A 13,350-nucleotide genomic window follows, 5' to 3' on the forward strand; every position below is an offset into this window, starting at 1 on the left:
CTTCCGCCCTTGGGGCGGGTCACTTTTCTTTGCTCGTGCAAAGAAAAGTAACCAAAAGAAAGCACGCCCTGCCTTGCGCCCTCCGCGCTGCGCGCTACGGGTCCGCGGATGCACCGGGGATTCGCGGAAGGGGCATCCTGCCCCTGCCGCGAACGGCGCACATCCATGTGCGCCGCCCTTCGGGTTTTTCCCCGGTCCATCCGCCGCTGCGGAAGGGAACCCAGTAAGTCAAAAGCAAGGGCAACAGCAGAGCACCAACACCAGCAAAAGCACCAGCACCAGCAACAGCACCAGCAACAGCAACAGCAGCAACAGCAACAGCAACAGCAACAGCAGCAACAGCAGTCATCTCTGTGGTGACGCGTCTAAGCGGCAACGACGATTGCGATTGCGACGGAAATGATCGCGCTGCGGTGGTCTGCCACGTAGCTGCGCACAGATGGATCACCCGCGCGGCGGCAGCAACTCCAGGCCGCGGATCTCGCGGATGCCCAGCCCCGGCGCATCGGTGATGGTGATCTTCGAATCGTTGAAGATCACCCCGCCCTGCACCGGATCGAACAGGCCCAGTGACGGGCCGTCCAGGTCCACCTTGGTGATGATGTCGGCCTTGGCCACCGCCAGGTGCACCGCCGCCGCCACGCTGATGCTCGACTCGAGCATGCAGCCGATCATGCAGGGCACCCCGTACAGCGCCGCGATGTCGGCGATGCGGATCGCGTTGGACAGCCCGCCGGTCTTCATCAGTTTGATGTTGACGATGTCCGCGGCGCGGCGCTGGATCAGGTCGAACACCTGCGCCGGCGCGAACACGCTTTCGTCCGCCATCACCGGCGTGTTCACGCGTTCGGTCACGTACTTCAGCCCGTCGATGTCCCAGGCCTTGACCGGCTGCTCCAGCAGCTCCAACGCCACGCCGGCGTCTTCCAGCGTGCGCATCGCGTACACCGCCTGCTTCGGCGTCCAGCCCTGGTTGGCGTCCAGGCGCAGCACGGCGCGGCCCGCGACCGCGGCGTGGATCGCCTCGACCCGCGCGATGTCCACGTCGATGTCCTTGCCGACCTTGATCTTCAGCGCAGTGAAGCCGCGGCCGAGCGCTGACAGCGCGTCGGCCACCATCTTGTCGATCGTGTCCACGCTGATGGTGATGTCGGTGCTGATCGCCGGATCGCCGCCGCCGAGCATCCTGTACAGCGGCGCGCCGTATAGTTGCGCCCACAGGTCGTAGACCGCGATCTCTACCGCCGCCTTGGCGCTGCTGTTGCGCTCCAGCGCGCCCTGGATCAGCCCGGTGAGCCGGTTGAGGTCTGCGACGTCCTCGCCGATCAGGCGCGGCGCGATGAAGCCGTCGATCGCCGCGACGATCGAGCCGTGGGTGTCGCCGGTGATCGGCGCGGTCGCCGGCGCTTCGCCATAGCCGATATGGCCGCTGTCGGTATGCACCAGCACCACCACGTCCTCGACCGTCTCCACGGTGCGCAGCGCGGTCTTGAACGGGGTCTTCAGCGGCACGCGCAGCATGCCCAGCTGGATATCGGTGATCTTCATTCGGCGGCGACCGGGCGGACGCGTTGGATGCGGGTGATGCGGTCGATGAAGGGCGTGCCGTCGCTCAGCAGCAGCGGCTCCAGCGGGGTCACCGAGACGCCGTTGAGGCGCGCGCGCTGCAATTGGCCGGACGTGTCGCGGTAGCTGGCGCCGGCCACGTCGTGGATCACCCAGGTGTGGCCGCGGTCGTGGCCGATCACCATCATCACGTGGCCGGGGATGTACACCAGGTCGCCGACCTGCAGCCGCGCCAGCGCCTGTTGCCGTTGCGCCGGCGCTGCGGCAGCGCCGTAGGGCACGCTGGCCAGGCTGGGGCTGCGTGCCTGGTCGCCGGTATTGCGCGGCAAGGCGATGCCCAGGCTGCGGTAGACATCGGAGACGAAGCCGCTGCAGTCGCGCGCGTCGTAGTCGTTGCCCCAGCCGTAGCGTTCGCCGAGGAACTTGAACGCCTGCAGCAGCAGGTTGCGTGGCGTGGCCGGCAGCGGCGCGGTGGCCACGTCGGCGCCGCGCGGCACCAGCGCGGGCGCCAGCCGCAGCCGGCCGTCGGCGTCGCGCAACGGCAATTGCACCACGTGGGCGGCCAGCGGCGACTGGCCGTTGACCGCCTGTTGCGGCGGCCAGTCCTCCAGCAGCGGCAGGGCGCTGCCCATGTCCAGCGGCAGCTGCGAAGCCGCCGGCAGTTCAGGCGTGAACGCGGTCAGCGCGCGCGCGCCGGTGACCAGCAGCCGCGGCGTGCGTTGCGCGTAGCCCAGCACGATGTCGCGCTCGCCTTCGGCCACGCGGTCGCGTTCGATCCAGGCCGCGTAGTTCGGCGCCAGCACGAACAGCCATTGGCCATCGCCGCTGGCGTGCAGGATCGCCACCGCGGTGCCGGGATACAGCGCCGATTCCTGGAAGCGGTCGATGTCGTGGTCGTCGCGGCCGCTGAACGCGCGTTGCCGGGTGGGAAAGGTGCGCAGGTCGGCGCGGCGCACCACCAGCGCGTAGCGCGGCGTCGGCTGCGCGGGAATCGCGTCCAGGGCGAGCGCGGCGTGCAACGCCGCCAGTCGCGTGGCGTCGAGCGTGGCGCCGCGTGCGTCGTAGAGCGTGCGCGTCGGCGGCGCCGACAGCGCCAGCACCTGCGCGCGCACCTGCTCGGCGCTGTAGCGCTCGGGCAGCGCCTGCAGGTCGTGCATCGACGCATCGTGGCGCAGCAGGTGTGCGTTGAAGGCCTGCACTTGCGCCGCGTCGAGCAATGGACGCGATGCAGCGGGCAGGCGCGCGATCCAGTAGTCGGCCTGCAGTTGGCTGGCTTGCAGGTGGAACGGCACCTCGCCGGCGGCGCTGGCCGCGGCGATGGGCACGCTCAGCGCTGCGGCCAGGAGCAGGCACAGGCCACGCATCGTGTTCATCGGACCCCGGGGCGGTTGTAGAGAGCACCGGACCGCTGCGCGCCGGTCTCGGAATACTGTTTTCCCCGGTCCGGCTTGTCAAGAAGCGTCGATTGACACGCCGTTTCGCACCGTGCTACACCAAAAATGCAGGTGCGATGGACCGATGGCGACATGCACCGGTTCGGCGGGCGGCGCGGCGATGGCCTGGGGTGATGGGCGCATGTCGCAGGGGGCGTCGTTCGGCACGCGCATCTGGGGAAAGTAGCGATTGCATGAGGGCGCGCCGCGCTGCGGCCGTGCGCCATGTTGTCCGCGTGGGTGCCAAGGGAAGGCGGCCGGCTGTTGGCCTGCGTCGGCTCGGGTCACCGTCGTCAGCGTCGTCGATTGCAGGAGAGAGCCGCGTGCCCAGCCGAGTCCAGCGTTCCCGTTTCCACGTCCGACCGTCTCGCCTCGCGCTCGCGTTGCTGGCCGGGTTCGCAGTGCCATCGCTTGCCGTCGCGCAGGACGCGGCCACCGCCACGCGCGATCTGGACAAGGTCACCGTGACCGGCTCGCGCATCGCGCGCTCGCAGGTGGAAGGTCCGGCGCCGGTCACCGTCATCACCGCGCAGGAGATCCAGAAGCAGGGCTTCAGCACGGTGTGGGAATCGCTCGGCACGCTGACCCAGTTCAGCGGCAGCGCCTTCAACGAAAGCGACCAGACCGGCAGTTCGCCCAACGGCCAATACCTCAACCTGCGCGGATTGGGACCGGGCTACCAGCTGATCCTGCTCAACGGCAAGCGCATGGCCGATTACCCGCAGTCCTACAACGCCAACGGCACCGCGGTGAGCCTGGGCAGCATTCCCGCCGCGGCGGTGGAGCGCATCGAGGTGATGAGCGGCGGCGCCTCGGCGATCTACGGCTCCGATGCGGTGGCCGGCGTGGTCAACATCATCACCAAGCGCGATTTCAGCGGCGACACGCTGCGCCTGCGCGGCGGCACCACCACGCGCGGCGGCGGCGACAGCGGCCAGCTGCAATGGAGCGGCGGACGCACCGGCGACCGCTGGAGCCTGACCTACGCGTTCGAACGGCTGGACCGCGAGGCGATCGTCGCCAGCCAGCGCGACTTCCTGGATTCGTACTACGACCATCCCGGCAACAAGGCCGATCCGTCCAGCCCCAACGCCTCGATCTCCGGGGTCTACCTGCGCCGCGGCAACACCTATCTGTGGCCGAGCGGCGGTACGCTGTCGACGTCGGCCAGCGCGCTGGACGCCGCCTGCGCGGCGACCAACCCGGCATTCGTGCCGTACAAGACCGCCGACAGCCTGGCCGCGCCCAACCGCTGCGGCGCGTTCGGCTATTACCAGGGCCGCTCGGTGCAGAACGGCTACGGCAAGACCTCCGCCTACCTGTCCGGCAGTTTCGATGTCAGCGACGCGGTCACCGCCTATGCGCAGGTGCTGGCCAATCGCTCCAAGGACGAAAGCTCCAGCCAGACCCACTACTACATCGGCGAGGGTGCGTTCACCGTCTACGATCCGGACCTGGGCCTGGTCACCGCGCAGCGCATCTTCCTGCCCTCGGAAGTGGGCGGGATCAAGAACATCGAATACGACGAGAAGTCCTGGAACCTCAATGCCGGCGTGCGCGGCAAGCTGTTCGACGGCCGCTTCGACTGGGACGCGAGCGTGTCGCTGTCGCGCTACGACATCACCACGCGGCGCCCGCGCTTCCTCACCAACGCGGTGCGCGACTACTACATGGGGCCGCTGCTGGGCCATCGGCCCGACGGCACCGAGATCCGCGAGTTCTACGCCGACAGGCTGTTCGCGCCGGGCAGCGCGGCGCTGTACGACCAGCTCACCACCGAGGTGGTGAGCCGCGGCGAATCCAGCACCGACCAGGCCCAGTTCGTGTTCAGCGGCGACCTGTTCGCGTTGCCGGCCGGCATGGTGCAGATCGCCACCGTGCTGGAGGCGGCGCGGCAGAAGTACGACCTGCAGCCGGATCCGCGCACCACCGTGGACTACACCGGCAGCGAGCGCATCTACAACCTGACCCAGACCCCGGGCGGCGGCCCGCGCGACCGCTACGCCGCCGGCGTGGAGCTGCGCGTGCCGATCTTCAGCCGGCTCAGCGCGACGCTGGCCGGGCGCTACGACAAGTACGACGACATCACCTCGGTCGACGACGCCGCCACGTGGCAGGCCGGGCTGGAATGGCGGCCGTTCGACAGCCTGCTGCTGCGCGGCAGCCACGCCACCAGCTTCCGCGCGCCGGACCTGCTGTGGATCTACGCCGGCACCAGCGCCAACAATCCCACCGTCACCGACGAATACCTGTGCCGCCGCGACGGCCTGGATCCGCTGTCCGATGCGTGTTCGGCCGCGCACGAGTACCAGACCTTCTCCACCCAGTCGTCCAATCCGCTGCTGGAGGAGGAGAAGGGCAAGTCGACCACGCTGGGCTTCGTCTGGGACGTGCTGCCGACGCTGTCGCTGAGCGCGGACTACTACCGCATCGAGCTGGAAGGCCGGGTCGAATCGATCTCCAGCGAGACCCTGCTGGAGAACAACGCCAACTGCCTGCTCGGCCGCGACCGCGCCGGCAATCCGGTCGACAGCGCCTCGGCCGCCTGCCAGTTCTACATCCAGTCGGTGACCCGCAGCCCCGGCACCGACCTCACCGCCGAAGGCCAGATCACCGCGTTCGAGACCTTCCCGATCAACCAGTCGCTGATGCGCACCGACGGCGTGGACGCCAACCTGCGCTACAGCCTCGACCTCGGCGACTGGGGCGCGTTCGGCCTGCAGGCCGGCTATACCCGCGTACTGAAGATGGACGTGGCGCAGTTCGCCGGAGCCAAGCCGGTGGACGTGATGAACGATGTCGACTACCTGGCGTTCCGCACCCGCACCAATTGGCGTTTGAACTGGAACATCGGCGACTGGTCGACCAGTCTGTACGGCTACCGCTACGGCTCGCGCCCCAACTACGCCGAGAGCGGTCGCGTGGCGCCGTACGTGGTCTGGAACGCGGACATCGCCAAGCAGATCACCGACAAGGCCACGCTCGGAATCAGCGTGCTCAACGTGTTCGACAAGATCCATCCGCGCGACGACACCTACACCGCCTGGCCGTACTTCCCGCGCGTCTACAGCGCGATCGGGCGGCAGCTGTACGCCAACTTCACCTACAGCTTTTGAGCGTGCGCGTGCAAGGCGATGCGGTCACGCGGCAGGCGCTGCGCGCACGCGCGGGACGGCGCAGCGCCGCCGCAGGTCGCGCCTGTTGTCGGCTGCTCGCCGTGTGCCTGGCGTTGCCGGCGCTCGCGGTCGCTGCTCCGGCCGCATTGCCTGCGCCCGGCGCCGTCGCTGCGCCGCGGCGCGCCGAACTCGACCGCCTGTTCGGGCAGGCGATGGCGCGCTACCGGCTGCCGGGGCTGGCGGTCGGCGTGATCGAGAACGGCGAGGTGGTCTATGCGCGCAGCGCCGGCGAGCTGCGCGCCGGCAGCGGCGAACGCATCGACGGGCAAACGCTGTTCAAGATCGCTTCCAACAGCAAGGCGATGACCACGGCCTTGCTGGCGCGCCTGGTCGATGCCGGCAAGCTGCGCTGGGACGATCCGGTGACCAGGTATCTGCCGCAGTTCCGCATGTACGACCCGTGGGTCACGCGCAACCTCCAGGTGCGCGACCTGCTGATCCACAACAGCGGCCTGGGCCTGGGTGCGGGCGACCTGATGCTGTGGCCGGAGCCCAACGCCTTCAGCCGTGACGACATCCTCGCCGGGCTTGCCCATCTCAAGCCGACGCACAGCTTCCGTTCGCACTACGCCTACGACAACCTGCTGTACGTGGTCGCCGGCGAAGTGGCGGCGCGTGCCGGCGGCAGGCCCTATGAACAGTTGCTGCACGAACAGGTGTTCGTGCCGTTGGGGATGCATCGCTGCCAGGCCGGCGCCTGGGAGCGCGATGCGGTCGGCAACGTCGCCCAGCCGCACATGCGCCAGGGCGAGGCCAACGTGGTGGTGCGCGCCGATGCGGAGCGGATCCCGGATTCGCCCTCGATGGCGGCCGGCGGCGTGCGCTGCAGCCTCGACGACATGCTGGCGTGGATGCGTGCGTGGCTGGCGCCCGACAGCGACACCGCGGCGTGGCTGTCGCCGGCGCAGCGCCAGGCGTTGTGGACGCTGCACACGCCGATGCCGATCTCCGCGCAGATGCGCGACTGGGACGGCACGCGCATGTACGGCTATGGCTACGGCTGGCGCATCGCCGACGTGGACGGGCAGTGGCAGGTCGCGCATACCGGCACCTTGATGGGCATGTATTCGTCGCTGGTGCTGCTGCCCGACCGGCGCAGCGGCTTCGTCATCCTCAGCAACGGCGAGGGCGGCGAGATGCGCACCACCCTGGGCGAAGCGTTGCTCAAGCGTTTCACCCGTCCCGGCGAGTCGGCGCTGGATGTGGCGCACTACGCCACGCTGCTCGAGCAGGCGCGTGCGCATGCCGCCAGTGCCGCACACGCTGACACTGGCACCGACACCTCCGCGCGCGTGCCGGTGGCCGTCGCCGCATCGCGCGCTAGGCAAGGCATCTGGCGCGATCCGTGGTTCGGCGAGGTCGCGCTGTGCCCGCAACAGGGCGCGCTGCGCTTCCAGGCGCGCAAGTCGCCGCTGCTGCGCGGCCGGGTCATGCAGGTCGGCGCGCGCTGGCTGGTGGACTGGGACGAGGCCAGCGTCGATGCCGAGCCGTGGCTGGAGTTCGCCGTTGCCGCCGATGGCGCGCCGCGCATGCGGCTCGCGCATGTCGATCCGAACGCGGATTTCAGCTACGACTATGCCGACCTGGAATTCGTGCGGGTGGGGGCTTGTCCCGATCGTGTGGGAGGGACTTCAGTCCCGACGCCTTGAAGGTGGAGGCCGTCGGGACTGAAGTCCCTCCCACAACAACCATCCCGTTCACCGCGTTTCCAGATACTGCTGTTGCTTGCGCTCGTCGCTCACTGTCAGATCCCCCGGAATCTTCCCCCATGACCCGACTCTTTCCCGCACCCGCATCGCCCCGCACCCGCTGGCTGGCACCGCTGGCGCTCGCCGCCCTGCTCGGCGCCTGCGCGCACGCGCCGCAGCGCAATCCGCTGGCCGAATGGGTGCCGTCGCCGAACCAGGACCTGCGCCGGCCGATCCTGATCGTGATCCACTACACCGACCAGGACTCGGTGCAGCGCAGCCTGGACACGCTGCGCTCGCACAACAGCAAGGGCAAGGTCAGCGCGCACTACCTGATCGGCCGCGACGGCAAGCGCTACCAGCTGGTCAGCGACGAGCGCCGCGCCTGGCACGGCGGTGCCGGGCGCTGGGGCACGATCACCGACATCAACTCCGCCTCGATCGGCATCGAACTGGACAACGACGGCAAGACTCCGTTCGCGCAGGCGCAGATCGACAGTCTGCTGCTGTTGCTGGAGGACCTGTGCACGCGGCTGCGCATCCCGCGCACGCAGGTGGTCGGGCACGAGGACTTCGCGCCCACGCGCAAGGTCGACCCGGGCCCGCTGTTTCCGTGGAAGCGCCTGGCCGAGGCCGGTTTCGGCCGCTGGCCCGCCGCGGACACGCCGCCGGTGCCGCCCGGCTTCGACCCATGGCAGGCGCTGGCACTGATCGGCTATCCGGTCGACGACCGCGCGGCCACGCTGCGCGCCTTCCACCACCATTACCGCGGCAACGACGCCACCGCGTTCGACGCCGAGGACCTGCGCATCCTCTACGCATTGACCCGGCCGGCGCTGGCGCGGCCGCCGCCGGTTCCGGCGCAGGAGCCGGACGCGCCGTAGCGGCGCGTCTCCCCGCGTTGCGCGGCTGCGGCCGGCGCCCGTGCCGCAATGCGTGCCCGGCGCGCGGCATGCACTGGATCCGAACCCGTTCTTGGTAGCATTGGCGCGCCAAGAACTCCAAAGGACGCAGTGATGAGGCTCGCAAAGACGACCCTGTGGGCGGCAACGCTCCTGTTGCTCGGTGGTTGCACGGACAAGCAGCCCGACGCCGCCCCCGCGTCCGCGCCGGCGGCGCCTGCAGCGAACGCAGCGGCCGCCCCGGCCCCCGCGGCCACGCAAGCCGAGCCGGTCGCGGCCGAGGTGCCGGCGCCAGGGCGCGTGCTCGACGACATCTATGGGCAGAAGGGCGACGGATCGGCGTCCTACGCCATCGACAACGGCGCCGTGGCCAGCTTCTGGTACGGCTACCGCTTCGACCTGGACGGCAAGCACTATTACACCGGCTTCGCCAATGCCACGCCGGAGAAATACGGCAAATCGGAAGAAGAGACCACGCCGGACCCCGCCGTCGGCGTCAGCATCAGCCAGGCCACCTACGTGCTCGACAGCGCGGACGGCAAGCCGGCCTGGACGCTGTTCCATGCGCAGCAATGGGCGGGCGATTTCGGCGGCAACGAGAAGGCCGACACGCTGGACCAGAAGCGCACGCCGCAGAGCACCCAGACCAAGGACGGCCACCTGCTGCTGGCGCTGCCGACCACGCACTTCGCCGACGGCATCACCAGCTCGGGCTTCGCCGTGTTCACGTTCGACCCGAACAAGAACGACCTGGGCGACTACAAGGGCTGGGTCTACCTGGGCACCGTGGCCACCGGCGAGGACAACGGCGCGGCCTGCGACGACGAGGGCACCCTGAAGTGCGCGTCCAGCACCGGCACGCTGAGCTTCGAGCCGGGCAACGGGCCGATGCCGGGCCTGCGCGTGGCCATGCGCGGCACCGCCATCGCCGGTCCGGGCAAGGTCCGCACCCTGGGCGCCAGCGACGTGGCCACCTACGCCTACGACCAGGCCAAGGGCAAGTACGTGCCGCCGCTGGATCGCTGAACAGCCGCCGACCGGCCCGCGCCAGGGCCGGCCGGAGGCAGGCGCGGCGAGGCGCGGCCGGCTGGTCGCCGGCGATGGAACTGGGTAAGATGCCGGCACGGGGCCTGATGATCAGGCGAGTCATTCGCGAGCGGCAATGGATGCTGCACTCGCCCGAAATGCCGGAGTGGATCGCCGGCTTGCGGTTCGCCATGCGCGAACGCCATCACCGCCCCTGCTTTGGGGCCGGATTGCAATCCACCGTTCTCTGTCCGAAGCCGCGCCTGCGAGGAGATCCGTTTCCGCGTGGGTCGCGTCGTGTCCGCGATGCGCAAGAGGGCGGCATCTGCACACGACGGCGTGGCGTGTCGGGATTTTCAGGAATGTTTTCCGGCTTCTTCAACGAATACAGGATGTTCTGCACATGTCCAATGACAACAAGCTTGCCGTCGCGACCGAAGCGCCGCCCTATCCGGGCAGCGTGCTCTATCTGATCTACGGCATCGACGGGGACGGCGCGACCTCGTACGAGATCGACAACGGCAGCGTGGCCAGCTTCTGGCACGGCCAGCATTTCGATCTGGGCGGCAAGCACTACTACACCGGCTTCGCCTACGCCACGCCGAACAAGTACGGCAACGACGAGGAAGAGACCTTCGCGGACCCGGGCGAGGGCGTGTCCATCAGCCAGGCCACGTTCCTGCTGACCGCGCCCGGCAGCGAGCGGCCGTGGATGCTGTTCCACGCGCAGCAGTACGTCGGCAGCTTTGGCGGCTACGAGCGTGCCGACGCGGTCGACGAGACGCGCAAGCCGCAGCACTACGTCCTGGACAACGGCCAGCTGCTGCTGGCGGTGCCGACCTCCAGTTTCGGCAACGGCGTCGCCAGCGCCGGCTTCGCGCTGTTCACCTTCGATCCGGCCAAGAGCGACCTGGGCGACTACCAGGGCTGGGTGTACCGCGGAACGGTCGCGGCCGGCGAGGACAACGAAGCCAGCAGCGACGAGGAAGGCGTCGTCCCGCACGTTTCCAGCGTCGGCACGCTGCGCCTGGAGACGGTGCCGGGCCAAGCGATGCCGCTCGTGCACTTGGCGCTGAGCGGCACCGCGATCGCCGGTCCCGGCCGGGCGCGGCTGCTCGATGCATCCGACGCGGTGGTCTATGCGTTCGACCAGGCGAGCGGACAGTACCTGCCGAAAGACGGCGCATGAATCCGCCGGTACGCCGATCCGCGGATCGGCGTACCGGCAGCAGCAAGACCGCAGCACCCGCAGTACTCGAACAGTTTTGTTGACCGCGCACTAACAAGCTCACGGACGAGCTCGGTTGACCTTGGCGGCGCAGGCCGCCGTATATCAACCTCAAGGAGTAACACGAGATGGCACGCGATTATACGAAGGCCGAGAACCTCGACATCATCGAGCGTGAGGCCAAGGAACGCCACATTCCGGTCGACGATTTCATGCGCTTCGCCTATATCGAGACCGGCGGCAAGTTCGACGAGCAGGCCAGCCGCGGCCCGAACAGCGCCAAGGGCCTGTTCCAGTTCACCCCCGGCACCGCAGCGGCCTACGGCATCAGCGGCCGCGAACTGGATGCGGTGGCCAATACCGACGCCGCGGCGCGGCTGTACCAGGACAACCAGCATTCGCTGACCCGGCAGCACGACAAGGACCACCGTCCGTACCTGTCCGGCAAGCCGCAGCCCGATGGCCTGGACATGTACATGGCGCACCAGCAGGGCGCCGGCGGCTACCGGTCGATCCAGGCCGCGGTCGCCACCGGCAGCTTCGCGCGCGAGGACACGCGGTCGAACATCCTCAACAACGTGCCGCGCGAAAAGGATCCTGCCGGCGCCAAGCAGTTCGAGGCCTATACCGGTTCCTCGCTGGCCGAGTTCAAGAAGATGTCCGACCAGGACATGGCCAAGACCTTCCTGAAGTACTGGGACACCAAGTTCGACCATATCGCGATCCCGGAAAAGGGCATCAAGCCGGTCGCCGAGGGCCAGGCCCAGGCCACGCCGGGCCAGCACGCCGAGCAGCGTACGCAGGCGCCCCAGGCTGCCGCGCAGGCCACGCCCGCCGCCGCCAAGCAGCAGGGCGAGCACGCCGGCATCCAGCTCACCGCCGCGCACGCCATGGGCGTCAAGTACGACGACGTGCAGTACGCGATCAACATCAAGGGCCACAAGCTCTACCACCCGGGCGTGGACGGCAAGCACCTGGAGCAGGGCTACATCGACTGCTCCGGCTGGGTGTCGGAGTTGCAGAACGCCACCATGCGCGAGATCAACCAGAAGGCCGGGCACACCGTGTTCGGCCGCCAGGACATGCTGGCGCAAGGCCAGAACGGCTCCGGCGGCATCGTCAAGAAGGCCTTCGACAGTTCCGGCGTGCTGCTGCAGGGCCAGGACGTGTTCAAGCCCGGCGCGCTGAAGGAAGGCATGGTCATCGGCGTGGACGCCGGCAACACCAAGCACGAGCATTGGAAAGGCATCGACCACATCCTGATGGTGGTGCGCGACCCCAAGAGCGGCGAGCTGCAGGTCAGCCAGTCCAGCGGCAGCAAGGGCGTGAACACCATGCCGCTGGACGACTACCTGGCGAGCCACAAGAACGCCAAGCTGTTCGCGTCCGACCCGCTGGCCAAAGCGCGCGACCTGCTGCAGGACAAGCAGCAGACCCAGTCGCAGGACCGCAGCCAAGGCCACGACGCACGCACGTCGCTGAAGCCGGGCGAGCAGGGCGCCGACGTGAAGGCGATGCAGCAGAGCCTGATCGAGCTCGGCATCAAGGACAACAGCGGCAAGCTGCTGACCGGCACCGGCTACTACGGCGACAAGACCAAGGAAGTGGTGGCCAACCTGCAGCGCGAGAAGGGCATCGAGCCGACCGGCGTCGCCGACAAGGTCACCCTCGACGCGCTGAGCAAGCTGCAGGCGCAGAGCAAGACCGGTGCCGAGGCCAAGGCCGCCAATCCGGCCGTGGCCGAGGCGCAGCGGGCCGACAATCCGCTGTTCAAGCAGGCGGTGGAGCAGCTGCAGAAGCATGGGCCGAACGGCGGCTTCAACAGCCGCGAGGAAATGCAGCGCGCGGCCGGGCAGGTGGCGTTCGAGGCCAAGGTGGGCGGCATGTCGCGCATCGACGACGTGGTGCACAGCACCGACGGCAAGGGCCTGATCGCGGTGGAGCGCAATCCGAACAATCCGCACGACGTGAACCGCGCCTACGTGGACAAGCAGCATGCCGCGACCGTGCCGCTGGAGCAGAGCCAGCAGCAGCTGGCGGCGGAAACCCAGCGCCAGGCGCAGGAGCAGCAGACCCAGGACCAGCAGCGCACCCAGGCGCAGTCCACGCAGTCGCCGACGCGCTGATCGGCGCGGTTGGCATCGGCTGCCGCCGACAGCAATGTCGAACGGCAGCCGATGCCGGCCGGTCGTCGATCGTGCCGGCCGCCGACGGCATGTCGCGTGGCGGAAGCCGCGTGGCTTGCGGCAGGGGCTGTTCGCATCGATGGGCGGCTCCGTCGTGGCCGTTGGGCTTCCGCGTTGCGTCCGATGTCCGTGTTGGATGCAATCG

Annotated in this window: 8 protein-coding genes; 6 read left to right on the forward strand and 2 right to left on the reverse strand. The window is 68.8% G+C overall.

The window, feature by feature from the left end:
* Positions 1 to 444: 444 nt before the first annotated feature.
* Entirely contained in the window at positions 445 to 1,548 is a 1,104-nt protein-coding gene (locus AB3X10_RS02805) for a dipeptide epimerase (RefSeq protein WP_369978876.1), read from the reverse strand.
* Entirely contained in the window at positions 1,545 to 2,939 is a 1,395-nt protein-coding gene (locus tag AB3X10_RS02810) for an SH3 domain-containing protein (RefSeq protein WP_369978878.1), read from the reverse strand. Before AB3X10_RS02810 ends, AB3X10_RS02805 begins: the two co-directional genes overlap by 4 nt.
* A gap of 383 nt (positions 2,940 to 3,322) precedes the next feature.
* Here AB3X10_RS02810 and AB3X10_RS02815 point away from each other — a divergent pair, with 383 nt between their 5' ends.
* The 6 genes from AB3X10_RS02815 (at position 3,323) to AB3X10_RS02840 (ending at position 13,145) form a co-directional block, all read left to right on the forward strand.
* Positions 3,323 to 6,115: a TonB-dependent receptor plug domain-containing protein gene (locus tag AB3X10_RS02815; protein ID WP_369978880.1), complete on the forward strand. Its 2,793-nt coding sequence runs from the start codon at positions 3,323 to 3,325 to the stop codon at positions 6,113 to 6,115.
* A 101-nt stretch (positions 6,116 to 6,216) separates the two neighbouring features.
* Complete coding sequence (locus AB3X10_RS02820) at positions 6,217 to 7,824, forward strand: serine hydrolase (RefSeq protein WP_369978882.1); 1,608 nt, start codon at positions 6,217 to 6,219, stop codon at positions 7,822 to 7,824.
* A gap of 119 nt (positions 7,825 to 7,943) precedes the next feature.
* Positions 7,944 to 8,747 carry an N-acetylmuramoyl-L-alanine amidase gene (locus AB3X10_RS02825; protein ID WP_369978884.1) on the forward strand — a complete coding sequence of 268 codons (804 nt, stop codon included), beginning with the start codon at positions 7,944 to 7,946 and terminating at the stop codon, positions 8,745 to 8,747.
* 132 nt (positions 8,748 to 8,879) lie between these two features.
* Positions 8,880 to 9,791, forward strand: a complete 912-nt coding sequence (locus tag AB3X10_RS02830) for a hypothetical protein (protein ID WP_369978886.1) — start codon at positions 8,880 to 8,882, stop codon at positions 9,789 to 9,791.
* Positions 9,792 to 10,194: 403 nt separating this feature from the next.
* Entirely contained in the window at positions 10,195 to 10,980 is a 786-nt protein-coding gene (locus tag AB3X10_RS02835; RefSeq protein ID WP_369978889.1) for a hypothetical protein, read from the forward strand.
* Between the two features lie 167 nt (positions 10,981 to 11,147).
* A complete protein-coding gene (locus tag AB3X10_RS02840; protein ID WP_369978891.1) occupies positions 11,148 to 13,145 on the forward strand; it encodes an XVIPCD domain-containing protein in 1,998 nt (665 codons plus the stop codon).
* Positions 13,146 to 13,350: the final 205 nt, after the last annotated feature.

It is taken from the genome of Xanthomonas sp. DAR 80977 (assembly GCF_041240605.1).
GTDB lineage: Bacteria > Pseudomonadota > Gammaproteobacteria > Xanthomonadales > Xanthomonadaceae > Xanthomonas_A > Xanthomonas_A bundabergensis.